The organism is Niallia sp. FSL W8-0177, from assembly GCF_038006285.1.
GTDB lineage: Bacteria > Bacillota > Bacilli > Bacillales > Cytobacillaceae > Niallia > Niallia circulans_A.
Window position 1 is genome coordinate 4,411,809 of sequence record NZ_JBBOUX010000001.1, and the last position, 23,158, is coordinate 4,434,966.

The following is a 23,158-nucleotide window of genomic DNA, read 5'->3' on the forward strand; positions in this document are numbered from 1 at the left end:
CATATGTAAAATGTATTATAGTAGAAACGTGCTGTTACTAATAACGTAGATGGAGAAAGGATATATATATATGAAGTATAATTCAAAAAATGTACAGTTGAGAGAAATGGAAGCACCAATGCCTGATTGTAGTAGAAAACCGTTATTAATTGATGATGAAACGATAAAGACTAGATATGAAAATGTACTACAAGAGATGAGAATGGATGGGCTTGATGCGTTATTGGTATATGCAGATCTTGAGCATGGCGGAAACTTTGAATATTTAGTGGGATTTGTTCCAAGATTTGAAGAAGCTATATTGGTTCTTCACTCTAAAGGCGATGCCTTTCTAATCTTAGGAAATGAAAACCTTAATAAGGCACAATACTCTAGAATACCAGCACAAGGAATACATTGTCCGCACTTTTCCTTACCCAATCAGCCTATGGAACCCGATACTCCATTTTCAAGCGTCTTTCTTAAAGCAGGAATCCGAGAATCGATGAAAATTGGTTTAGTGGGATGGAAGCACTTCACAAGTAAAGTTGAGAATAATCGAAATTTCTTTGATACTCCTTCTTTTATTGTGGATACGATCAGAGATATTGTTGGGAAGGAGGGTTCCCTAACCAATAGAACAGATATTTTCATTGCTGGAAACCGTGGAGTACGGAGAGTGAATAATGCAAATGAAATAGCACACTATGAGTTTGGAGCATCTCTTGCGTCGGATTGCATCTTGCGTACTATAAATAAATTAGATGTTGGTGTCTCTGAAATGGAACTAGGTAAAGAACTGAATGATTTAGGTCAAAGAAATAGTGTAGTTACGATAGCGTCCACAGGTAAAAGATTTGAAAAGGGAAATTTATACCCTATGTCTAAAAAGGTGACGAAAGGGGATGCCATTTCTTTAACTGTGGGATATAAAGGAGGATTATCCAGTAGAGCAGGATATGCTGTTATGGAACGCTCTGAGTTACCAGAAAGTAAAAAAAATTATGTAGAAGACTTAGCAGCTCCTTATTACACTGCTATTGTAGCATGGCTTGAGAATATTCGAATTGGGATGTCTGGTGGGGACATGTATAGCTTTATTAATTCTGTTCTTCCTAAAGAAGTGTTTCATTGGGAGCTATGCCCAGGACACTTGACGGCTGATGAAGAGTGGCTGGCATCTCCGATTTATGAGAATTCGGATGAAATTATTAAAAGTGGAATGATTTTTCAAACTGATATAATACCACGTGTCGCTGGATATGATGGAGTATCAGCTGAAAGTACAATTGCACTAGCTGACGATGCATTAAAAGAGGAGATAAGAAAAAATTATCCCGAACTTTGGATGAGGATCCAAAAAAGAAAAGAATATATCAATGATTTCCTTGGAATTAAATTGAGTAAGGATGTTTTACCATTATGCAGTACGGTTGCTTATTTACGACCATATCTATTAAATAAAAAGCTTGCATTTTGTTACAATCATAATGGCTGAGTTTTGGATTCCACGCATAGTAGTTTAAAAAGTTATGTAATGTAATCGAATATAGGATACTTATCACCTCCTTGTAGCCAATTTTCTTGTCAGAAAACTTATTACAAGGAGGTTTTACTATTTATAAATCAATTAAGCATATAAAAATAAATATTGCATAGAAATTAAATCTAAAATATAGGTAATACCATATTTTCCATAAATACTAAGATAGTCATTTGAAATACTATTTTTGCTTATATAAAAAATATTTTCATAAGCCAGTTTTATACTCTTGTCCTGATTCCCCGTTATTAAGAATTTATGTCCTCGTAAATTTTTAACAAAATCAAGTGATAATTCTGCAAATTTACCGGATGCTGACACAGTTATAATAATGTCTTCATCATTTAAATCATTTAAAACCTTATTATTAGTAAACGAGGTGGAAATAACATGAATAACCTTAGATGCAAACAGTAATTCTTGTTGAAATTTTATTATCGTTCCACTAGTATTATTTGCACATAAAAGTACAACCTTTACGTCCTTATGAATTAACTGACATAAATAATTGATGTTCTCAAAGTTTAATTGCTCATCAATATCTAATATCATGTCATCAATAAGATTTTTTATATGTGTTTGATAGCTAGAGTACTCTTTAATATCTCTAAATCTTAAATTGCTTGGAAATACCAATTTATTCACAGAACTTTTTAATTCGCTAAAATTAGCATATCCTAGTTGTTCACAGAATCTTCTGATTGCGGATCGTGAAGTGAAGCATTCGTCTGTTATCTCTAAAATACTAATACTTGATATTCTATATAGATTTTTTAAAATATATTCTGCTAATATATATTCGATATTAGCAGATTTCCCAGAGTTTATAATTGAAGATAACGAATTTAAGAGCCCTAGATTGTTAATTTTCATGCGCTGTTCCTCCCCTAGTAATTTATTTTATAACTAATAATATAATTCTTTTTTTATTTCTAATCATATTCCTTATTATAACTCAGCCATCGCTCCCATAGGGTGCTTGGAATTTGTAGGTGAATCTTGCAGGAAGTTAAAATGGTTTGTAATATAATGTGGTTTTTGATCATGTAATTCAATTGGTTTAATTCTTTGAACTTTATAAATAACTTTACAGATGGAAAGCATCAGCAGATTGCTGGTGCTTTTTTTTTGCATTAACCAGATAATAATTTTGTATGGTTTGAATATTTTTGTGTCCTAAACGTTTCGATACATATGTAATATCTATATCATGGGCAAATAGAAACATCACGTTTTGTATTTTGTGTTTTTAACGAAGTGTTATCAAAAGTAGAACTAATTAAATGGCTAACTATGGATGTATTGCTAGCAGTTCTCCATGTTGCATCCCGTTTCTCATACTGAAGTTTCCTTATTTTTATCGGAAAGTGATACAAGATTTGTATAAGTATGCAGCTCGAAGAAGTTTGACGAGAAGGCAAAATATATAGAAGAAATATTATAAAGTTTGATGTTGTTTTTCAATTTTCAAAATTGTAAGATCAACTTATCTACTCGGAGGTGATGTTAATGTATATAGGAAATGGCCATTACTGTTATTCAAATTCAACTGCAATGTTTCTTTCATCAATAGGAGAAAATGTATCTCCTCAACTTGTAGAAGTATTAACTGGTGTTGGATTAGGTGCCATGATAGAAAATGAAAAAAACCTTTTTTTTAGTATGAGAGATCCCGATGATGGTATCAATTATGCTCTAAACATCCTTGGATTTACTGCAGAAGAGCATCAGCAAGCTAGTGACTTAGATGACCCATTTACGTTGTTAAAAAAGCAAATCAAACAAAACCCTGTCATTCTAGGCCCTTTAGATATGGGGGAGCTAACATACCATCCGAATCATAAAAATTTACATGGTTCAGACCATTATGTGCTAGGTTATCAAATGGATGATGAAAATATTTATGTACAAGATCCAGCTGGCTTTCCATTTGTTCCATTATCACTGGACCAATTTAAGAAGGCTTGGATGGCGGAAGGGATTCCATATAGGAAAGGAATTAATAAATATTGGTCTACAGCAAAAAAGGTCGTCACATTAAACAATAACGAAATATATGAGAGAGCAATTGATTACTTTAAGAGAACTTATCGGGAATTCGAAAAAGCGGATATAGGGTTAATTGGAAGGGAAGCAATTTGTTTTTATGCGGATCAGTTATTAAATGCTCCTATTACAGCTGATACTATAGGGCATACAACATTCTTCCTTTTCCAATTAAGTGCAAGAAGAGCCAACGATTATGCAGTGTATTTTAAAGATAGGCATTCACGTCTATCAGAGTTGAAGATTGAACAGGCTAAGGTTCTTGGGATGTGTCATTCTATGTCTGTAAATAAAGATTGGAAAGGTATATCGGAGAAGTTAATGAGGCTAGCCGATTTAGAGGAGGAATTTAGATTAGAACTTTTAAAAGTCGGCAACTAATTATAATTATAGAGATTTCCACTTTAAAGGGTGCGTTGATATAAGAAGGGTTAACCTCCCTTTAAAGGGCAGCATTATTGCAAATTTATTAAATTAAAGTTAGTTTTAATACTTTCGGAATGCTAAATGCTAACACGCAACTTGCCAATTCGTATCTACTTTAATTACCGGGAAACAAGTAGACAGAACAGGGTTGCGTGTATGGGAATAGTGTATTCTATTATCAGTGGATTCTTTTAGAATTCAGTTTTAATTATTTTAATCAATTTTTCGACTTCTTCGTCATTACCAGGTTGAATAGAGATTTCCTTTGGATACTCAATAATGTTTTTCGTATATTCCTGCATAGGTTCTTTTATTTGTTCTGCACTCGGCCAATGGGAAGGAATATCATATTTATTGATGGTGCCATCCCCATTCCCTCTTATGTGATGGCACCATCAGCCATTGTTTTCCCTGATAACGATATAACGTCTTGCAGATATTGGACACTATCCGCATCATAAGGATTTACTGGTTTCTCCAGCTGAGATATGCTGAACGCGTAGTTCTGCAATATCCTGATTATTAACAATTTGTAACCAAACGCGAGCATACTCAATCTCTTTAGAAGAATAAGCAGATAATATACTATCCTTTTTTTCTTCTGCCTGAGTATTAGAACTATTATTTGAAGCTTTATCGTTAAACTTATTACTGTCGGCTTTATTCTCTTCTGATTCAGCTGTCGTATCATCTGGTTCACTTGCTTGGTTGTCATCCTCCTCTGAGTTATTCTGTTTTTCTTCTATAGAGCTATTTTCCTAGTTGCTCTTGATTTTACTTTTATCATTATCATTACTGCAGGCTATGAGAATAAATGACATTGTCGCAAGTATAGCTATAAGTTTTAAGTACTTTTTCATTTTCTTCTCTCCCTTTGAAAAAAAATACGAGGATGTTACGATAAGAAATTATGTGGCGGTAAGAAGATGAGACTCCTTCTCTTACAGAGGTATAAGCTTGGATGCGTGGTCATAGGTCAATATGATACAGAAATCTCCTTGAAAAAGGAGATTTTTTTGTCATTGGAGGAAACCTTTTTCATTAATGCAACGTAGATAAGTAGAATATTTAAGGAGCGTGTTTACATGTATTTTTCTATCCCTGAACCAACAAAAAAGGTATCTAAAGAGGCTGTGAAAGTATGGCGGATATCGGAGACGATATCTAATAGTACGATTCTTGTGGTATTGGGTGTTTGCTACTTCCTCTATTTTTATTTTTCATGGAAGGCGTGGATAGGTCCAATCATTGTAGGTCTTGGCGTATTAACAATCTTGGCGGCATTATGGGGAATTTTTATTGCACCGCCATTAAAACAGCGCTATTGGCGTTATGACGTCAGTGAAGAGTTTATTCAACTGAAATGGGGAGTAATGGTTGAGAATCATCAATTAATCCCGATGACAAAAGTACAGTCGGTTGAATTAACACAAGGACCACTGCAAAGGAAATATCAATTATATTCTATAACGGTCGGGACGATGGGGACCTCGCATGAGATTCCTGCCATTCCAAAGGAAGAGGCTTATCGTTTACGTGATCAAATTGCTCATTTTGCAAAGATTAAGGAAGTGGAGTAATGGAAGGTATCAGGAAGCGGCAGCATCCGATTAAAATAGTCTTTGATATAGCTGGATTTGTAAAAAGTAATTTTTTCTTATTTATTATTTTATTTGTGTCACATTTTGGATCCGAAAAAATGTATATGAAGATATTTCAAGTTCTCTTTCTTCTTTATGCTATTGTGCAGCTTCTTAGCATCGTACTGGATTGGTTTACACATACTTATTCAGTAGAAGAGGAAGCGCTACATATAAGGTCTGGGGTTTTTACAAAGTCGCATCGAGTAATCCCCTTTTATAAAATTCAAAATATTCACCGACACACCTCTGTTTTTCATAAAGGACTTCACCTAACTTCCTTAACATTGGAAACAGGAGAGACCGGAGATTCGAGTTCTATACCGTTAACAGTTATTCGCAAGAAAGAGGCAGATTGGTTAGAGTCTTATATCCATCAACCGGAAAATGTCTCAGCAGGCGACGGAGAAGAAGCTAAAACAGTTGCTGGAAGCGAAAGAACGGTTCATTTTCAGGTAACAAGAAGAGACTTAGTGAGGGCTTCTTTTTCTTCTTTGAGCTTTTTAGCGTTAATTCCATTATTAATATCTTTTTTCTCCAATATAGATTCAATCTTTCAAATGGAAGTGGAGACAAGTAAGGTTCTTACTTATCTATTGGATCATATCTGGATGATAGTCGGCGTATGCATTGCTCTTCTGATTATAGGGGTGCTATTTGGTCTTGGTGTGACTTTCTGGAAATATGGCCGTTTTCAAATAACCTCTGATAAGGATAAGATTTATATAAAAAAAGGATTAGTCTCAGAAACGTCCTTTTCCATTCAAAAGGAGAAAGTGCAGGCAGTGAAAGTGATCCAACTTCCAATGCAAAGACTTTTGAAAATAGCTGAGGTGAAATTAGTGAGTGCCGGGGATATCGGGGATGAAGATTTGGAGGTAAACTCCTTGTTCCCATATATGCCAGTGGACCAAGCATATGAAATTATAGAAAAGATTCTGCCGGCGTATCGGTTGAAAAAGCAAATGAAGAAGCTGCCTAAGAAAGCTCTATATGCCAGACTGCTTAGACCTAGTTATTTTGGGATAATCGTAGCAATTGGTCTTGTCTATTGGAAGCCAGAGATATGGTATATGGCGATATTATTGTTTATTTTGATTTATTTGTTGAGAGTATGGGATTACTTTAATAGCAGGTACATCCAACATGAAGAATTTATTCAAGTGAAGAAGGGGAGCCTGCAATCAACATTAATTTTGACAAAAAGAGCAAAGGTTATGGAAGTTAATGTGAAGAGATCCCGGTTACAGAGGAATTTGGGTCTTGCCACTATTGAATTCATTAATCGATCACAGCCGATTGAGCAAACGGATTTAACCGATGTTCCAGCGTCAGATGCTAGTGAATTTTATCATTGGTATAATAAGCGAATGAGTGACATACATGTAGAAGATTATGTAGAGAGCAACGAAGGTGAAAATGGTAAGAAAGCACTGAAATAGCAACTATTCTTTTAATTGGATGCTAAAAGGTTTGTTAGACTAGTATGGTCTCATCTTGTTGGTTGAAAAATAACAGCAAGAGGTGAAATCAATTGGCAGTCATTACAAGCTTTGATATAAGAAAACGCGAGAAACAAATAAAATATGAAAGAGCGGTTCTTAGGGAAATATCCCTTAAAGAATTAAAAGAAAAGGTAGCTCACTATTTTGGCTCCTCTAACCTAACTTCTAGTATCTTAATGAACAATGGAATCGAAGAGGCTTGTTATGATGTAGCAATAGAGGCCTTTCTTTTAGGAGCGAATTACAGTAAATTTAGTGAATATGGCGAAGAAGTTCAAGCTATAAAAAATAGATGCAAGGAAGAAGATGTTCATTTAAAAGAAACACTTTACCATTTTCTTCTTTATTGGGGCAGTGAGGAAAGCAATAAAAATGAATCCCTATACTATTTATGCGAACAATTTGTTGATGAATGGTGGCTGGAAGGTTATACGAAAGCGAATAAGAGAAGAAAGCTTCGCTTACATTGAAAGATGGCATGAAGATGCCATCTTTTTGTTATGGCCTGAAAGGAGGACTTGCTGTTCTAAAACCTCATATTCCTCCATATAGTATGAATAAGGACGGGCACAGGGGGGAATGAGGTTAACTGTGAATAAAAAGTGGAAAATAAGCATATATATCCTAGGACTAGCACTCCTTTTCTTTATTTTGCAATTTGATTTCTCAAATGATGATTCATGGGATGCCTGGAATTTGCCATTAACCGGAAAAGTAATCATTATTGATCCTGGACACGGCGGGCCTGATGGTGGTGCAGGGGATAAGGAGGTATTGGAAAAGGATATCGCCTTAAGCGTTTCCTTAAAGCTTCGAGATTATCTGCAAGAGCAAGGAGCGTTAGTCATCATGACAAGAGAAATAGATAAGGATTTGGCTAGTGAAAGTACGAAAGGCTATCGCAATCGAAAAGTTGAGGATTTAAAAGAAAGAATAAGCATTATCAATAAATCGGATGCGGATTTATTCTTGAGTATTCATTTAAATGCTATCCCTTCATCGAAATGGAGTGGAGCACAAACCTTCTATTCTTCTAAGCAAGAAGGAAATGATAGAGCTGCTAAGTTTATTCAAGACGAATTAATTGATAACTTAGAGAATACTACCCGGAAGGCAAAAACGCTGGAGAGTGTATACATACTTAAATATGCCGAGAGACCAGGAGTGCTAGTGGAGGTAGGTTTCTTATCGAATCCACAAGAAAAGGCAAATCTTATGAAGGAAGATTATCAGGAGAAAATTGCAGCATCTATTTATAAAGGGGTTAATCGCTTTTTTACAAATGAAGAGGAACTTGAAATTCAAGAATAGAGACTTATGATGTCTCTATTCTTATTTTTATCGATTTTATCTATTCCCGGGAAATAAATGCTAGTAATAACGTTTGAATCTTCAGAATGTAAACGATAACTATTTTTGTGCTATACTGATAGTAAAAATAGGAAAGGGGATTGCGTCATGATAACAAAAGAAGAAATCGAGAAGATAGTGGAGAATATGATCGATCCTTTTTTACATAAATCATTGCTTGAACTGAGCGCAGTGAAAGATGTCAAATGGAATGAAGAAAAAGGGCATGCCAGTTTAAAGGTGGCTGTAGCAAAGTTAGGCTCAGCCTATCAAATCGAGTTGCAAAATCAAATTGTCAGCGCGCTTAAAGAAAGAGGGGTAGAGAGTGTTGGGTTACGCTTTACCGAATTATCTAGTGCGCTTGTAGAGGAAATAATAAAGGAAACAGAATCTGAAGATAAGAAGCCAATTTATATTGCCATTGCTAGTGGGAAAGGTGGAGTAGGAAAATCAACGGTTTCTGTGAACTTAGCTGTCTCTTTAGCAAGGATGGGAAAAAAAGTTGGGTTATTAGATGCTGATATATATGGTTTTAGTGTCCCAGATATGATGGGAATCACGAATAGACCAGAAGTAATAAAGGAGCGTATTATTCCGGTTGAGCGTTTTGGGGTTAAAGTTATTTCGATGGGATTCTTTGTTGAAGATAATACCCCTATTATCTGGAGAGGTCCAATGCTTGGTAAAATGCTGACAAGCTTTATGGATGAAGTAGAATGGGGAGAACTTGATTATCTCCTATTAGATTTACCACCAGGAACAGGTGATGTGGCTTTAGATGTCCACTCTATGCTGCCAACAAGTAAAGAAATTATTGTAACAACACCTCATCCAACTGCTGCGTTTGTTGCAGCGCGTGCTGGGGCGATGGCATTAAGAACAGAACATGAGATATTAGGTGTCATAGAAAATATGTCTTATTTTGAAAGTCGTTTAACAGGGGAAAAGGAATATGTGTTTGGCAAGGGTGGAGGAACGAAATTAGCAAAGGATTTAGAGGTACCCTTACTCGGAGAACTGCCATTGGGGCAGCCAGATTGGAATGAAGAAGATTTTGCTCCATCCGTCTATAAAGAAACACATCCTATTGGTGAAAGATATAAGGAGATTGCTGAACAAATAGTAGAAGTCTTAGAGATGGCAGCGGATAGAGTAGAAAACTAACTTCTGATAGTAAAAAGAGGTACCTTCCTTTGAAGGCACCTCTTTTTATATTTTATTTTCTTCTGATAATAAAGAGGAAGAGGCTTCTTTCGCAGCTTTATCTAGTAATTCTTTAAATTTAGATTTGAATTCAGGTGTTTCCATTGTTTCTTGGAGGATTTGTTCCACATGCTCTCTATATTCTGTACTTTTTAAAATGTTCTTCATTTCTGATTCTAGTGAAGGATCTTGCAGCAACTCGACCATCATCTTCCGATATCCCGGGTCCTTCATCAGGTCTTTGATCAATTTTTCATTTTCGGATTTCATGCTTTTTGCCATTGTTTCAGCAAATTCAGGATCCTTGAATTTTTTTTGCCAGAATTCAGCTGCCTTGTCAGAAACGAGTGTTTTTTCTATTGTATTTGTTACTGCCTTTTCATTCATAACCAGGTTTTGCTTTATTTCTTCATCGTTCATTACTTCACGAATAGCTTTTTTCCCTTCGTCTGTTTTTAATATATCCACAACCATTTTCTTCGTTTGATCATAGTCCATTTGTTGAGAATTTTCACTTTCTGAGCATCCACTTAATAAAGAAATGACTAGCAGGAGGGTAATCCCTTTTTTTAGCATGATAATTACCTCTTTCATTAAAGATATCTATTAAGTAGAATGGATTCTTTTTGAATTTTTATTCCTGATGGTAAGCAAAAGATAATGGAATAAGAAAGAAAAAACTGGCCCTAAAAGAGTTTTTTCGATCTTTATTCAATCGATTACCTCTAATTAGGACACAGCTTTTTTGCTTTAATGTACTTCCTTCGATTTGGAATCAGCGTTGGAAATCATTTCTGAAACAGTAACAAACTTTAAGTTCTTTTTTTGTAATTTCCCTATAATTTCTGGTAGGGCTTTTGCAGTTTGTTTAGCAGAATCAGAAGCATGTAATAAAACGATGTCCCCCTTTTTAGCTGAAGTAGCTTTTTTGATGATTTGTTGTGATCCGGGATTGGTCCAATCCTTAGAGTCAATACTCCAGTGTACTAATGTGTAATCATATTGGTCTGCAATAGTCAAAGTAGATTGGCTGAAATGACCGGTTGGGGCTCTAGCTAATAAAATATTTTCTACTTTTAATTTTTGAAATGCCGTTTTTGCTTTAGATATATCTTGGCGAATTTTTTCTTCTTTTACTTCAGAATAGTCAACATAGTCATAACCTAGTATTCCAATTTCGTGACCTTCCTTTACCATTCTACTGACTAATTCAGGATGCCTTTCTGCCCAAGAACCAGCAAGAAAAAATGTTGCGTTCACTTTCTTTTCTTTCAAAATATCAAGAATTGGTTCTGCTCTTTTGTCGCCCCATCCAATATTAAAGGTGAGCGCAACTCCTTTCTCCCCTTTATAAACAGCCTTTGGTCCATCCTTAGAAGAAAATACAGGGATTTGAACAATGTTTTCCACATACAAAAACCAGGCTGTGAAGAAGGATACTACAACTATCAATGCCATTTGTTTTAAGGATTTACTGTTAAGAACATAGAAAAAATTCATCTGTTTGTCACCTCGTCCACTTTACTGCTCGTCTCATACTTATGTAGAAAAGAAAAAAATCATGACAAAAACTTTTATAAAAAAAGAAAAATTAGTACATAATACAGAGACCAAAATATGGATGCAGCAGGAGGATTAGTGATGATTGGATTATTATTAAATAAAAAGGAAATAAAAGAGATTGAATATCTAATTAAAAGGGAATTGGATGAAATATTATTGGATTTAGGAGATAAAAGAATTGATCTTGCTGTGAAGAAAGCGATGATTAAAAGGTATAAGAATTTATTTGTATTGCTTAAAAGAGTGGCTTCCCCTAAGGAATGTCTAGCATATATCCTGCCAGAAAGTAAGCTATTAGATGAAAAAATATAAAATGTGAAAAAACTGTTGACGAATAATAGTTATCTTGGTATATTAATAAACGTCACTTCGACAAAAGAAATCAACGAATAAGAAAATAAAAAAAGTAGTTGACTCTTAAGTTTGGATGTGTTAAATTAATAAAGTCGCTTATTGAGCGGCCAACCAATTGCTCTTTGAAAACTGAACAAACAAACGTCAACAATAATCGTTTTATAACTAGCGTTATAGAACAAAAAGTAACAAAAAGCTAGAGTTTAGCAATGAGCTAATCAACTCTTTATTGGAGAGTTTGATCCTGGCTCAGGACGAACGCTGGCGGCGTGCCTAATACATGCAAGTCGAGCGGACTTTAAAAGCTTGCTTTTAAAGTTAGCGGCGGACGGGTGAGTAACACGTGGGCAACCTGCCTGTAAGACTGGGATAACTTCGGGAAACCGGAGCTAATACCGGATAATCCTTTTTCTCTCATGAGGAAAAGCTGAAAGACGGTTTACGCTGTCACTTACAGATGGGCCCGCGGCGCATTAGCTAGTTGGTGAGGTAACGGCTCACCAAGGCGACGATGCGTAGCCGACCTGAGAGGGTGATCGGCCACACTGGGACTGAGACACGGCCCAGACTCCTACGGGAGGCAGCAGTAGGGAATCTTCCGCAATGGACGAAAGTCTGACGGAGCAACGCCGCGTGAGTGATGAAGGTTTTCGGATCGTAAAACTCTGTTGTTAGGGAAGAACAAGTACAAGAGTAACTGCTTGTACCTTGACGGTACCTAACCAGAAAGCCACGGCTAACTACGTGCCAGCAGCCGCGGTAATACGTAGGTGGCAAGCGTTGTCCGGAATTATTGGGCGTAAAGCGCGCGCAGGCGGTCCTTTAAGTCTGATGTGAAAGCCCACGGCTCAACCGTGGAGGGTCATTGGAAACTGGGGGACTTGAGTGCAGAAGAGAAGAGTGGAATTCCACGTGTAGCGGTGAAATGCGTAGAGATGTGGAGGAACACCAGTGGCGAAGGCGACTCTTTGGTCTGTAACTGACGCTGAGGCGCGAAAGCGTGGGGAGCAAACAGGATTAGATACCCTGGTAGTCCACGCCGTAAACGATGAGTGCTAAGTGTTAGAGGGTTTCCGCCCTTTAGTGCTGCAGCAAACGCATTAAGCACTCCGCCTGGGGAGTACGGCCGCAAGGCTGAAACTCAAAGGAATTGACGGGGGCCCGCACAAGCGGTGGAGCATGTGGTTTAATTCGAAGCAACGCGAAGAACCTTACCAGGTCTTGACATCCTCTGACACTCCTAGAGATAGGACGTTCCCCTTCGGGGGACAGAGTGACAGGTGGTGCATGGTTGTCGTCAGCTCGTGTCGTGAGATGTTGGGTTAAGTCCCGCAACGAGCGCAACCCTTGATCTTAGTTGCCAGCATTCAGTTGGGCACTCTAAGGTGACTGCCGGTGACAAACCGGAGGAAGGTGGGGATGACGTCAAATCATCATGCCCCTTATGACCTGGGCTACACACGTGCTACAATGGATGGTACAAAGGGCAGCAAAACCGCGAGGTCGAGCAAATCCCATAAAACCATTCTCAGTTCGGATTGTAGGCTGCAACTCGCCTACATGAAGCTGGAATCGCTAGTAATCGCGGATCAGCATGCCGCGGTGAATACGTTCCCGGGCCTTGTACACACCGCCCGTCACACCACGAGAGTTTGTAACACCCGAAGTCGGTGGGGTAACCTTTTGGAGCCAGCCGCCTAAGGTGGGATAGATGATTGGGGTGAAGTCGTAACAAGGTAGCCGTATCGGAAGGTGCGGCTGGATCACCTCCTTTCTAAGGAAAATGGAATTTATATTCCATCAAAGATTGTTGACGATTTGTTGTTCAGTTTTGAGGGAGCAATTCCTCAAAACAGTAATAAGTTTGAGGGTAAAGAGAAACAAGTAGATCAAGGAAGCGAATGCGCGAGCACCGGAGCGTACGACAGTACGTGAGGAGCAGAGCGGAGAAGCTGACGAAGAGATGCGAAGTTTATCTTTAGCCGAAATTGTTCCTTGAAAACTAGATTATGTAAGAACCAAGAAAGAAACCGAGTAATCGCCATCTTAGATTCTCTATTTTAGAGAATTACTTCTTTGGAAAGTAGTCGTATTAAACGAATACTCCTTCAAAGATTGGAGAGCAAAGAGAAGCAAGTAGGTCAAGGAAGCGACCGAACGAGCACCAGAGCGTACGACAGTACGTGAGGAGCAGAGTGAAGAAGCTGACGAAGAGATACGCCGCTTATCTTTGGTCGAAACTAAGTTAAGTTAGAAAGGGCGCACGGTGGATGCCTTGGCACTAGGAGCCGATGAAGGACGGGATTAACACCGATATGCTTTGGGGAGCTGTAAGTAAGCTTTGATCCAGAGATTTCCGAATGGGGAAACCCTCTATCCGTAATGGGATAGAATCTTTACCTGAATACATAGGGTACTGAAGGCAGACCCGGGGAACTGAAACATCTAAGTACCCGGAGGAAGAGAAAGCAAACGCGATTCCCTGAGTAGCGGCGAGCGAAACGGGATTAGCCCAAACCAAGAGGCTTGCCTCTTGGGGTTGTAGGACACTCTATATGGAGTTACAAAGGAACGGGGTAGACGAATCGATCTGGAAAGGTCAGTCGTAGAAGGTAAAAACCCTGTAGTCGAAACTTCGTTCCCTCTTGAGTGTATCCTGAGTACGGCGGGACACGAGAAATCCCGTCGGAAGCAGGGAGGACCATCTCCCAAGGCTAAATACTCCCTAGTGACCGATAGTGAACCAGTACCGTGAGGGAAAGGTGAAAAGCACCCCGGAAGGGGAGTGAAATAGATCCTGAAACCGTGTGCCTACAAGTAGTTAGAGCCCTTTTATGGGTGATAGCGTGCCTTTTGTAGAATGAACCGGCGAGTTACGATTACATGCGAGGTTAAGTTGAAGAGACGGAGCCGCAGCGAAAGCGAGTCTGAATAGGGCGAAATAGTATGTGGTTGTAGACCCGAAACCAGGTGATCTACCCATGTCCAGGGTGAAGTCCAGGTAACACTGGATGGAGGCCCGAACCCACGCACGTTGAAAAGTGCGGGGATGAGGTGTGGGTAGCGGAGAAATTCCAATCGAACTTGGAGATAGCTGGTTCTCTCCGAAATAGCTTTAGGGCTAGCCTCAAGATTTAGAGTATTGGAGGTAGAGCACTGTTTGGACTAGGGGCCCCCATCGGGTTACCGAATTCAGACAAACTCCGAATGCCAAATACTTATTCTTGGGAGTCAGACTACGAGTGATAAGATCCGTGGTCAAGAGGGAAACAGCCCAGACCACCAGCTAAGGTCCCAAAGTATACGTTAAGTGGAAAAGGATGTGGAGTTGCTTAGACAACCAGGATGTTGGCTTAGAAGCAGCCACCATTTAAAGAGTGCGTAATAGCTCACTGGTCGAGTGACTCTGCGCCGAAAATGTACCGGGGCTAAACGTATCACCGAAGCTGTGGATTGACATCTTTGATGTCAGTGGTAGGAGAGCGTTCTAAGGGCGTTGAAGCTAGACCGTAAGGACTGGTGGAGCGCTTAGAAGTGAGAATGCCGGTATGAGTAGCGAAAGATGAGTGAGAATCTCATCCACCGAATGCCTAAGGTTTCCTGAGGAAGGCTCGTCCGCTCAGGGTTAGTCGGGACCTAAGCCGAGGCTGAAAAGCGTAGGCGATGGACAACAGGTTGATATTCCTGTACCACCTTTAAATCGTTTGAGCAATGGGGGGACGCAGGAGGATAGGGTAAGCGTGCTGTTGGATTAGCACGTCCAAGCAGTTAGGCTGGTAATGAGGCAAATCCCATTACCACATAAGCGGAGCTGTGACGGCGAGGGAAATATAGTACCGAAGTTCCTGATTCCACACTGCCAAGAAAAGCCTCTAGCGAGATTTAGGGTGCCCGTACCGCAAACCGACACAGGTAGGCGAGGAGAGAATCCTAAGGTGAGCGAGAGAACTCTCGTTAAGGAACTCGGCAAAATGACCCCGTAACTTCGGGAGAAGGGGTGCTCTTGCGGGTGCAAGCCTGCGAGAGCCGCAGTGAATAGGCCCAGGCGACTGTTTAGCAAAAACACAGGTCTCTGCGAAGCCGCAAGGCGAAGTATAGGGGCTGACACCTGCCCGGTGCTGGAAGGTTAAGAGGAGGGGTTAGCACGTTAGTGCGAAGCTCTGAATTGAAGCCCCAGTAAACGGCGGCCGTAACTATAACGGTCCTAAGGTAGCGAAATTCCTTGTCGGGTAAGTTCCGACCCGCACGAAAGGTGTAACGATCTGGGCACTGTCTCAACGAGAGACTCGGTGAAATTATAGTACCTGTGAAGATGCAGGTTACCCGCGACAGGACGGAAAGACCCCGTGGAGCTTTACTGCAGCCTGATATTGAATTTTGGTACAGCTTGTACAGGATAGGTAGGAGCCTTGGAAGCCGGAGCGCTAGCTTCGGTGGAGGCATTGGTGGGATACTACCCTGGCTGTATTGACATTCTAACCCGCACCCCTGATCGGGGTGGGAGACAGTGTCAGGTGGGCAGTTTGACTGGGGCGGTCGCCTCCTAAAAAGTAACGGAGGCGCCCAAAGGTTCCCTCAGAATGGTTGGAAATCATTCGTAGAGTGTAAAGGCACAAGGGAGCTTGACTGCGAGACCTACAAGTCGAGCAGGGACGAAAGTCGGGCTTAGTGATCCGGTGGTTCCGCATGGAAGGGCCATCGCTCAACGGATAAAAGCTACCCCGGGGATAACAGGCTTATCTCCCCCAAGAGTCCACATCGACGGGGAGGTTTGGCACCTCGATGTCGGCTCATCGCATCCTGGGGCTGTAGTCGGTCCCAAGGGTTGGGCTGTTCGCCCATTAAAGCGGTACGCGAGCTGGGTTCAGAACGTCGTGAGACAGTTCGGTCCCTATCCGTCGTGGGCGTAGGAAATTTGAGAGGAGCTGTCCTTAGTACGAGAGGACCGGGATGGACGCACCGCTGGTGTACCAGTTGTCTTGCCAAAGGCATCGCTGGGTAGCTATGTGCGGAAGGGATAAGTGCTGAAAGCATCTAAGCATGAAGCCCCCCTCAAGATGAGATTTCCCATAGCGTAAGCTAGTAAGATCCCTGAAAGATGATCAGGTTGATAGGTCAGAGGTGGAAGCGTGGCGACATGTGGAGCTGACTGATACTAATAGATCGAGGACTTAACTAAAATGAAAAGCGGAAATGCCTGTTTATGGCGTTGGAGCTGGACAATATGATTACTCATTCTTTCTTTACTTCATAATCTAGTTTTCAGGGAATAATTTTTCGAAATTAAACTTGAAAAAATATCTAAAACATGTATAATAATACATGTCTGATAAAATAAGTCTGGTGGCGATAGCGAGAAGGTCACACCCGTTCCCATACCGAACACGGAAGTTAAGCTTCTCAGCGCCGATGGTAGTTGGGGGTTCTCCCCCTGTGAGAGTAGGACGTCGCCAGGCATACCATTATTCCGCAGTAGCTCAGTGGTAGAGCATTCGGCTGTTAACCGAACGGTCGTAGGTTCGAGTCCTACCTGCGGAGCCATTATTTTTAATTATATGTTAGCCAAAGTGCTTCCATAGCTCAGCAGGTAGAGCACTTCCATGGTAAGGAAGAGGTCACCGGTTCGAGCCCGGTTGGAAGCTTACGAAAATAAATACGGCCCATTGGTCAAGCGGTTAAGACACCGCCCTTTCACGGCGGTAACACGGGTTCGAATCCCGTATGGGTCACCATTTGGAGGATTAGCTCAGCTGGGAGAGCATCTGCCTTACAAGCAGAGGGTCGGCGGTTCGATCCCGTCATCCTCCACCATTAATTTTTAAAAGTTTATAAATTTATTGCCGGTTTAGCTCAATTGGTAGAGCAACTGACTTGTAATCAGTAGGTTGGGGGTTCAAGTCCTCTAGCCGGCACCACTTTTTTAATTGTCATTAGTTTGAATATCGGAGGGGTAGCGAAGTGGCTAAACGCGGCGGACTGTAAATCCGCTCCTTCGGGTTCGGCGGTTCGAATCCGTCCCCCTCCACCATTTATCATTGGACAATATTAATTATATGTCCTTTTTATATTTTTGGGCTATAGCCAAGCGGTAAGGCAACGGACTTTGACTCCGTCATTCGTTGGTTCGAATCCAGCTAGCCCAGCCAACGAGCCATTAGCTCAGTCGGTAGAGCATCTGACTTTTAATCAGAGGGTCGGAGGTTCGAATCCTCCATGGCTCATCTTTAAACCAAACACGATTGTGTTTGGTTTTTTTGTGCTTTTAAACATGGCATTCTTGTTATTTCCCCTTGAGGATTTATAGCATATTCGCATATATATACATAAAGATGTTGAGTTGAGTCATTGTTTCGGGAGAAGGTACAATAAAAGAAAAATATAGCTGGAGAGATGGGGAGGATTTTCATGAGAAAGCTGACTATTATTGGAATGCCGATGGATCTTGGACAAATGCGCAGAGGAGTAGATATGGGGCCAAGTGCAATCCGCTATGCAGGTGTTTTTGAAAGATTATCAAAGCTATTTTCTTCTATTGAAGATTGGGGAGATATATCAGTAGGAAGACCAGAAACCATAATAGATGTTCAAAGCAATCTTAGAAATCTTCACTTAATAGCAGAAAAAAATCTAATGCTTGCAGAAATGGTTGATAAGATCATTCAATCAAAGTCATTTCCTCTTATATTAGGCGGAGACCATAGTATAGCAATTGGGACACTTGCTGGAGTATCTAAGCATTACACAAATTTAGGGGTCATTTGGTATGATGCACATGGAGATTTAAATACGGCAGAAACCTCTCCATCAGGGAATATTCATGGCATGCCACTGGCTGTAAGTTTAGGATATGGGCATGAGCTATTGACCAATATATTAGGAGCCTCTCCTAAAATAAAACCAGAGCATGTAGTTATAATAGGGGCTAGATCTTTGGATGAAGGTGAGCGCAGGCTTATAAAAGAATTAGGAATCAAGGTTTTTACTATGCATGAAATTGATCGACTAGGAATGACGAAGGTGATGGAGAGTACGATTGATTACTTAAAGGAAAAAACAGATGGGGTACACTTGTCTCTGGACTTAGATGGATTAGATCCAAATGATGCACCAGGAGTTGGAACACCAGTTCCTGGGGGAATAAGTTATAGGGAGAGTCATTTAGCTATGGAAATGTTAGCGGAATCAGGACTTATTACTTCCGCTGAATTTGTAGAAGTTAACCCGATATTAGATGAAAGAAACAAGACTGCCTCATTAGCTGTAGCATTAATGGGTTCCCTATTTGGAGAAAAATTACTATAAAATTAAAAAAGGTAACAAAGCTAAAAAGCAGGCATGGATGTGCACTGCTTTTCATATGATAATTGGATTGGAAGTCAGGACAAAACAATCCTTATTATTTTACAGATAGCTGACTACATATTTTTTCATATTTATTTAATAACAAATCTAATTTTGTACTTATGTCAACAACTTTTGGGTGCGAAAAAGAAGTGTTGTTTGCCAAATAGATCATCATTTCACGATGTTCTTCAATGTCTTTTAATAATTTTCTATCACTCATTTGCTTCACCCTCTATATGTTTTTATGATTTCTTCCTAATCTATATAGCCGTAGTAAATTCAAATGTTGCTTGTCTTGATTTTAGCATATTATTACTTTTTTTATAACCAATTCTAAAAATTTTAAACATTATGTGGCATTATTTGTTAAAATAAGAATGAGTATCCTAAAAAAGATAGATGTGCATAATAGGGAGATTTTTCACTACATATAAGTGAGAATATTATTTTTTTATACATAATAAAAAATTTTTAAAGAAAAAATGAAACCTTTCCTGCTGTCGATTCGTAAATCGATTAGCCGCACTAGAGCGGAGGTAAATAGATGGAAGCATTAGTAAAAAAAAGGATTCAACAAGTTTTAAAAGGGGATAAAAATGCATTTGGTGACATAATCGAACTATATAAAGATAAAGTGTTTCAAATTTGTTATCGGATGTTGGGGAATAGGCATGAAGCAGAGGATATAGCACAAGAGGCTTTTATTCGTGCATATGTGAATGTTCATCGCTATAATATGGAATATAAGTTTTCAACATGGCTATATCGTATTGCGACAAACCTATGCATTGACCGTATAAGAAAGAGGAAACCAGATTATTATCTTGATGCAGAGGTTCCAGGAACAGACGGCTTAAATATGTACTCACAAATTTCCTCGGATGGAAAATTGCCTGAGGAGGATGTAGAGAGTATGGAGCTACAAGCAATGATACAAAGGGAAATCTCCAAACTTCCTGAAAAGTATCGAGCAGTCATCGTTTTAAAATATATCGAAGAACTTTCTTTGAATGAGATAAGTGAAATTCTGGAGCTTCCTTTAGGAACAGTTAAAACGCGTATTCACAGGGGAAGAGAAGCGTTGAGAAAACAATTACGGTATGTCTGATAAAGAAGGTGAAAATAATATGACTTGTTCAACAAAGATTATTACCTATATGCATCAATATCTTGATGAAGAAATAGAAGAAGAGAATTTAAAAGAATTAAAAAAGCATTTAGATCAGTGTGAAGAATGTGCAACTCATTTTCATGAATTGAAAAAAACTATTGCGCTGGTCCAAAGTACGTCTCACATCCAAGCTCCAATGAACTTTGCAGAAAATATACTAGCTAAATTGCCGGAAGAAAAGAAGCAAGTAAGAGTGAAACGATGGCTTCGTCACCATCCTATGCTTGCTGCTGCTTCCCTTTTCCTTATATTAATGATATCGAGTCTAATGTCGTCATGGAATGAGGACCATCAGTTTTCTGTTTCGAAACAGCCAAATATAATAGTAGAAAATAATACCGCTATTGTGCCAGAGGGAGAGACAGTAAAAGGTGATGTGATCGTTCGTAATGGAGATATTAAAATAGAGGGACAAGTTGAAGGGAATGTAACAGTAATCAATGGTAAGAAGTATATGGCTTCTGCTAACCAAGTAACCGGTGATATTAAAGAGGTAAATGAAATATTTGATTGGTTATGGTACCATATAAAGAAAACTGTAACGGATATTACAGGGGTATTTAGTGATGAGGATAATACCCAAAAAAATAGCCTTCCTGCAATTTAATTTTAAATTGCAGGTTTTTTTATTTAGTTTTATATGTATTTTTCTTTCGAGTAAAAATAGGGCTTAAATACAATCGAGACACATATACTAGTGATATGGACAATCTAATTGTTTTCAAGATTGTTGGTTATGCTTTTCTTTGTATTAATTGGAATTGTGTTATAATATGATAATTGTAGGTTTTCTCCTGACATATTTGAGTTAGGGAAAAATCTTCTAAAGCGTCACTTTTGAAATATATACTTTGGAGGAAGGAAAATGTCGTTTGCAGATTTCCCTTTTTTAAAATATTTAGCGAATACAGTAGACATTATCCTTGTTTGGTATGTCATTTATAAGATTATTACAATTATCCGCGGGACAAAAGCGGTACAATTGTTGAATGGAATATTTGTTATTTTAATTATTAAAATGTTAAGTGAATATTTCCAACTACAAACATTAAGCTGGATGATGCAGCAGGTAATACAGTGGGGTGCTTTAGCCCTTATTATTATTTTCCAGGGAGAATTAAGAAGAGCTCTCGAACAATTGGGGCGAGGGAAGTTTTTTTCACGATCCGTTGTTCAGGAACATGAACTCCAAGCCCAGTTAGTGGAATCGATTGTAAAAGCAGTAGACTATATGGCTAAACGAAGAATTGGTGCGTTAATCACAATTGAAAGAGAAACAGGAATGAGTGATTACATAGAAACAGGTATTGCGCTTGATTCAAAGATATCTGCAGAGCTATTAATTAATATTTTTATTCCGAATACTCCACTGCATGATGGAGCCGTTATTATACAAAAAACAAATATTGCCGCAGCCGCATGTTACCTTCCTCTATCGGAAAGTCCCTTTATTTCAAAAGAGCTGGGAACTAGACATAGAGCGGCACTGGGCATTAGTGAAGTAACAGACAGCTTAACCGTCGTTGTTTCAGAGGAAACGGGTGCAATCTCGATAACGAAAAACGGTGATTTGCACAGAGAATTAAAATTAGATGCATTTAGAGAAATGTTATCTAGTGCCTTGATAACACCTTCTACCAAACAAACCACGTCAAGTAAGTGGAGCTGGAAGGGGAAGAAAAATGAGTAAATTGTTTAATAATGTAATAGGGAAAAATTGGTTTACAAAAGTTTTATCCTTAGCTTTTGCTCTTTTACTTTTTTCCTATGCATATGATCCCAATGAAAGTTCAACAGATGTAAATGTTCCAGGTGATTCAGAAACCGTTATTTTAGAGGATATCCCAGTAACAGCCTATTATGATACTGAAAATGTAGTTGTTACAGGGATACCGAAAACTGTTACCGTTACTTTAAGAGGTCCAACGGTTCATATACAGCAGGCTAAATTGAAAAAGGATTTTGAGGTATATGTGAATTTAGCAAATGCTAATTTAGGAAGTAAGACCGTTCCCCTTCAAATAAAGGACTTATCTGATAAAATTAAGGCATCGATTGATCCTGAAACGATAAAAGTCACGGTAAAAGAAAAGGTTACTCAAGAATTTAATGTAGAAGCAGAATTTAGCAGTAACGCTCTTGCGAAAGGATACGCTGCTGGAACACCGAAAATTGAGCCGAAAACAGTTAAGGTTACAGGAGCAAAAGATGAGATTGAAAAAATTGCCTATGTAAAGGCAAATGTAAATCTTGATGGAAATACAAATGAGGCTGTAAGCCAACAGGCGAAGGTTTCTGTATTGGATGGTAGTTTAAATAAATTAAATGTGCAAGTGGAACCAGAAATAGTAGAAGTGAATATTCCTGTAAAAAGAACGAGTAAAACAGTACCTATAAAAATAGTGGAACAAGGTAAGCCAAAGGATGGTATAACCATTGACTCGATAACTTTGGATAAAAAGGAAGCAACTATCACTGGTCCAGAAGATGTTTTAAAAGATGTGGAAAGCACAAGAGTTGAAGTTGACCTAAGTAAAATAGAAAAAGATGAAGAATTAACATTACCTGTCATTATATCCAATGGGGTAACATCTGTTGATCCAGAGCTTGTAAAGGTTACAGTAAAGGTAACAGCCGCCCAGCAAGAGCAAGAACAAGAACAGAAAGAGGATGATGAGCAGGCGAATCAGGATTCAGAGGAAGCTGTGACGACAGAAAAAACAGAAACAAGAATGTTAAGCAATGTACCTATTACTATTAAAGGTTTAAATAGCGATTTAGAGGCAACCATTGCTAAACCTAAAAGTAGTAGTACAAGTCTTCGGATTTCTGGGGAGCAAAATAGGGTAAGGGAATTAAGTGTCTCTGATTTTAATCTCTATATAGATTTAACAGGAATGGATGATGGGGAGCACGAAGTCCCTATTAAAGTAAATGGACCTGACAATATAGATTGGGAACTAGCTACAAATACGGCGAGTGTGTCTATTACAAATAAAGAGGCTTAACATAAAACGTGATCTATACTAGTTAG

At 39.0% G+C, this 23,158-nt stretch carries 19 protein-coding genes, 8 tRNA genes and 3 rRNA genes; 24 read left to right on the forward strand and 6 right to left on the reverse strand.

The window, feature by feature from the left end:
* The first annotated feature begins 70 nt into the window (after positions 1-70).
* Positions 71-1,477, forward strand: a complete 1,407-nt coding sequence (locus tag NST77_RS21510) for a M24 family metallopeptidase (protein WP_123260141.1) — start codon at positions 71-73, stop codon at positions 1,475-1,477.
* Positions 1,478-1,609: 132 nt separating this feature from the next.
* On the opposite strand, the gene NST77_RS21515 is transcribed toward NST77_RS21510, so the two are convergent.
* The gene (locus NST77_RS21515) at positions 1,610-2,395 is read right to left on the reverse strand and encodes a MurR/RpiR family transcriptional regulator (RefSeq protein WP_095333669.1); all 786 of its coding nucleotides are present in this window, start codon (positions 2,393-2,395) and stop codon (positions 1,610-1,612) included.
* A 75-nt stretch (positions 2,396-2,470) separates the two neighbouring features.
* Entirely contained in the window at positions 2,471-2,656 is a 186-nt protein-coding gene (locus NST77_RS21520; protein WP_341123519.1) for a hypothetical protein, read from the reverse strand.
* 369 nt (positions 2,657-3,025) lie between these two features.
* Here NST77_RS21520 and NST77_RS21525 point away from each other — a divergent pair, with 369 nt between their 5' ends.
* Positions 3,026-3,949: a BtrH N-terminal domain-containing protein gene (locus NST77_RS21525; protein WP_095333670.1), complete on the forward strand. Its 924-nt coding sequence runs from the start codon at positions 3,026-3,028 to the stop codon at positions 3,947-3,949.
* Between the two features lie 424 nt (positions 3,950-4,373).
* Here the strand turns inward: NST77_RS21525 and NST77_RS21530 are convergent, their stop codons facing one another.
* Positions 4,374-4,709 carry a hypothetical protein gene (locus tag NST77_RS21530; RefSeq protein ID WP_095333673.1) on the reverse strand — a complete coding sequence of 112 codons (336 nt, stop codon included), beginning with the start codon at positions 4,707-4,709 and terminating at the stop codon, positions 4,374-4,376.
* A gap of 370 nt (positions 4,710-5,079) precedes the next feature.
* Between NST77_RS21530 and NST77_RS21535 the strand changes: the two genes are divergently transcribed.
* The 5 genes from NST77_RS21535 (at position 5,080) to NST77_RS21555 (ending at position 9,653) form a co-directional block, all read left to right on the forward strand.
* Positions 5,080-5,574, forward strand: coding sequence for a PH domain-containing protein (locus NST77_RS21535; RefSeq protein WP_095333675.1), 495 nt, complete (start codon positions 5,080-5,082; stop codon positions 5,572-5,574).
* Positions 5,574-7,076, forward strand: a complete 1,503-nt coding sequence (locus tag NST77_RS21540) for a PH domain-containing protein (protein WP_095333677.1) — start codon at positions 5,574-5,576, stop codon at positions 7,074-7,076. Before NST77_RS21535 ends, NST77_RS21540 begins: the two co-directional genes overlap by 1 nt.
* Before the next feature lie 92 nt (positions 7,077-7,168).
* Positions 7,169-7,609 (forward strand): DUF2521 family protein, encoded by a 441-nt coding sequence (locus tag NST77_RS21545; RefSeq protein ID WP_095333679.1) that lies wholly within the window; start codon positions 7,169-7,171, stop codon positions 7,607-7,609.
* 121 nt (positions 7,610-7,730) lie between these two features.
* The gene (cwlD, locus tag NST77_RS21550) at positions 7,731-8,450 is read left to right on the forward strand and encodes an N-acetylmuramoyl-L-alanine amidase CwlD (protein ID WP_095333686.1); all 720 of its coding nucleotides are present in this window, start codon (positions 7,731-7,733) and stop codon (positions 8,448-8,450) included.
* A gap of 147 nt (positions 8,451-8,597) precedes the next feature.
* Positions 8,598-9,653, forward strand: coding sequence for an Mrp/NBP35 family ATP-binding protein (locus NST77_RS21555; RefSeq protein WP_095333681.1), 1,056 nt, complete (start codon positions 8,598-8,600; stop codon positions 9,651-9,653).
* A gap of 45 nt (positions 9,654-9,698) precedes the next feature.
* Here the strand turns inward: NST77_RS21555 and gerD are convergent, their stop codons facing one another.
* Complete coding sequence (gene gerD / locus NST77_RS21560) at positions 9,699-10,268, reverse strand: spore germination lipoprotein GerD (protein WP_095333682.1); 570 nt, start codon at positions 10,266-10,268, stop codon at positions 9,699-9,701.
* Positions 10,269-10,442: 174 nt separating this feature from the next.
* Positions 10,443-11,192, reverse strand: coding sequence for a polysaccharide deacetylase family sporulation protein PdaB (pdaB, locus tag NST77_RS21565; RefSeq protein ID WP_095333683.1), 750 nt, complete (start codon positions 11,190-11,192; stop codon positions 10,443-10,445).
* A gap of 141 nt (positions 11,193-11,333) precedes the next feature.
* On the opposite strand from pdaB, the gene NST77_RS21570 reads away from it, so the two are divergent.
* The 13 genes from NST77_RS21570 to rocF all read left to right on the forward strand — a co-directional run bounded on the left by NST77_RS21570 (position 11,334) and on the right by rocF (position 18,911).
* Positions 11,334-11,567 carry a hypothetical protein gene (locus tag NST77_RS21570; RefSeq protein WP_095333685.1) on the forward strand — a complete coding sequence of 78 codons (234 nt, stop codon included), beginning with the start codon at positions 11,334-11,336 and terminating at the stop codon, positions 11,565-11,567.
* 268 nt (positions 11,568-11,835) lie between these two features.
* Positions 11,836-13,383: ribosomal RNA gene (locus NST77_RS21575) — 16S ribosomal RNA — on the forward strand.
* Between the two features lie 469 nt (positions 13,384-13,852).
* Positions 13,853-16,788 (forward strand): 23S ribosomal RNA (locus NST77_RS21580).
* A gap of 160 nt (positions 16,789-16,948) precedes the next feature.
* Positions 16,949-17,065 (forward strand): 5S ribosomal RNA (rrf, locus tag NST77_RS21585).
* The 16S, 23S and 5S rRNA genes sit together here with 8 tRNA genes alongside, the layout of an rRNA operon.
* Positions 17,066-17,075: 10 nt before the next feature.
* Positions 17,076-17,150 (forward strand) — tRNA-Asn (locus NST77_RS21590).
* Positions 17,151-17,178: 28 nt separating this feature from the next.
* Positions 17,179-17,251, forward strand: a tRNA-Thr gene (locus NST77_RS21595).
* 15 nt (positions 17,252-17,266) lie between these two features.
* Positions 17,267-17,341, forward strand: a tRNA-Glu gene (locus NST77_RS21600).
* 3 nt (positions 17,342-17,344) lie between these two features.
* Positions 17,345-17,420: transfer RNA gene (locus NST77_RS21605), tRNA-Val, on the forward strand.
* A gap of 28 nt (positions 17,421-17,448) precedes the next feature.
* Positions 17,449-17,524: transfer RNA gene (locus NST77_RS21610), tRNA-Thr, on the forward strand.
* Positions 17,525-17,553: 29 nt separating this feature from the next.
* Positions 17,554-17,637 (forward strand) — tRNA-Tyr (locus NST77_RS21615).
* 43 nt (positions 17,638-17,680) lie between these two features.
* Positions 17,681-17,755 (forward strand) — tRNA-Gln (locus NST77_RS21620).
* A gap of 2 nt (positions 17,756-17,757) precedes the next feature.
* Positions 17,758-17,830, forward strand: a tRNA-Lys gene (locus NST77_RS21625).
* A 184-nt stretch (positions 17,831-18,014) separates the two neighbouring features.
* Positions 18,015-18,911: an arginase gene (rocF, locus tag NST77_RS21630; protein WP_095331406.1), complete on the forward strand. Its 897-nt coding sequence runs from the start codon at positions 18,015-18,017 to the stop codon at positions 18,909-18,911.
* A gap of 94 nt (positions 18,912-19,005) precedes the next feature.
* Here the strand turns inward: rocF and NST77_RS21635 are convergent, their stop codons facing one another.
* Positions 19,006-19,173, reverse strand: coding sequence for an aspartyl-phosphate phosphatase Spo0E family protein (locus tag NST77_RS21635; RefSeq protein WP_095331404.1), 168 nt, complete (start codon positions 19,171-19,173; stop codon positions 19,006-19,008).
* 324 nt (positions 19,174-19,497) lie between these two features.
* Here NST77_RS21635 and sigW point away from each other — a divergent pair, with 324 nt between their 5' ends.
* The 4 genes from sigW (at position 19,498) to NST77_RS21655 (ending at position 23,132) form a co-directional block, all read left to right on the forward strand.
* Positions 19,498-20,061, forward strand: a complete 564-nt coding sequence (gene sigW / locus NST77_RS21640) for an RNA polymerase sigma factor SigW (protein WP_047943945.1) — start codon at positions 19,498-19,500, stop codon at positions 20,059-20,061.
* Positions 20,054-20,731: a zf-HC2 domain-containing protein gene (locus NST77_RS21645; protein WP_445668911.1), complete on the forward strand. Its 678-nt coding sequence runs from the start codon at positions 20,054-20,056 to the stop codon at positions 20,729-20,731. Before sigW ends, NST77_RS21645 begins: the two co-directional genes overlap by 8 nt.
* A gap of 258 nt (positions 20,732-20,989) precedes the next feature.
* Positions 20,990-21,814, forward strand: a complete 825-nt coding sequence (gene cdaA / locus NST77_RS21650; RefSeq protein ID WP_095331402.1) for a diadenylate cyclase CdaA — start codon at positions 20,990-20,992, stop codon at positions 21,812-21,814.
* A complete protein-coding gene (locus NST77_RS21655; protein WP_341123523.1) occupies positions 21,807-23,132 on the forward strand; it encodes a CdaR family protein in 1,326 nt (441 codons plus the stop codon). Before cdaA ends, NST77_RS21655 begins: the two co-directional genes overlap by 8 nt.
* Positions 23,133-23,158: the final 26 nt, after the last annotated feature.

What these genes read in the sequence shown, in the direction of transcription:
- NST77_RS21525 (WP_095333670.1), top strand. Translation starts at nt 3,026, where the DNA reads ATGTTAATGTATATAGGAAATGGCCATTACTGTTATTCAAATTCAACT.
- NST77_RS21635 (WP_095331404.1), bottom strand. Translation starts at nt 19,173, where the DNA reads ATGAGTGATAGAAAATTATTAAAAGACATTGAAGAACATCGTGAAATG.
- NST77_RS21570 (WP_095333685.1), top strand. Translation starts at nt 11,334, where the DNA reads ATGATTGGATTATTATTAAATAAAAAGGAAATAAAAGAGATTGAATAT.
- cdaA (WP_095331402.1), top strand. Translation starts at nt 20,990, where the DNA reads ATGTCGTTTGCAGATTTCCCTTTTTTAAAATATTTAGCGAATACAGTA.
- gerD (WP_095333682.1), bottom strand. Translation starts at nt 10,268, where the DNA reads ATGCTAAAAAAAGGGATTACCCTCCTGCTAGTCATTTCTTTATTAAGT.
- NST77_RS21645 (WP_445668911.1), top strand. Translation starts at nt 20,054, where the DNA reads ATGTCTGATAAAGAAGGTGAAAATAATATGACTTGTTCAACAAAGATT.
- NST77_RS21535 (WP_095333675.1), top strand. Translation starts at nt 5,080, where the DNA reads ATGTATTTTTCTATCCCTGAACCAACAAAAAAGGTATCTAAAGAGGCT.
- NST77_RS21655 (WP_341123523.1), top strand. Translation starts at nt 21,807, where the DNA reads ATGAGTAAATTGTTTAATAATGTAATAGGGAAAAATTGGTTTACAAAA.
- sigW (WP_047943945.1), top strand. Translation starts at nt 19,498, where the DNA reads ATGGAAGCATTAGTAAAAAAAAGGATTCAACAAGTTTTAAAAGGGGAT.
- NST77_RS21515 (WP_095333669.1), bottom strand. Translation starts at nt 2,395, where the DNA reads ATGAAAATTAACAATCTAGGGCTCTTAAATTCGTTATCTTCAATTATA.
- NST77_RS21540 (WP_095333677.1), top strand. Translation starts at nt 5,574, where the DNA reads ATGGAAGGTATCAGGAAGCGGCAGCATCCGATTAAAATAGTCTTTGAT.
- NST77_RS21530 (WP_095333673.1), bottom strand. Translation starts at nt 4,709, where the DNA reads ATGACAACCAAGCAAGTGAACCAGATGATACGACAGCTGAATCAGAAG.
- NST77_RS21555 (WP_095333681.1), top strand. Translation starts at nt 8,598, where the DNA reads ATGATAACAAAAGAAGAAATCGAGAAGATAGTGGAGAATATGATCGAT.
- NST77_RS21510 (WP_123260141.1), top strand. Translation starts at nt 71, where the DNA reads ATGAAGTATAATTCAAAAAATGTACAGTTGAGAGAAATGGAAGCACCA.
- NST77_RS21520 (WP_341123519.1), bottom strand. Translation starts at nt 2,656, where the DNA reads ATGCAAAAAAAAAGCACCAGCAATCTGCTGATGCTTTCCATCTGTAAA.
- rocF (WP_095331406.1), top strand. Translation starts at nt 18,015, where the DNA reads ATGAGAAAGCTGACTATTATTGGAATGCCGATGGATCTTGGACAAATG.
- pdaB (WP_095333683.1), bottom strand. Translation starts at nt 11,192, where the DNA reads ATGAATTTTTTCTATGTTCTTAACAGTAAATCCTTAAAACAAATGGCA.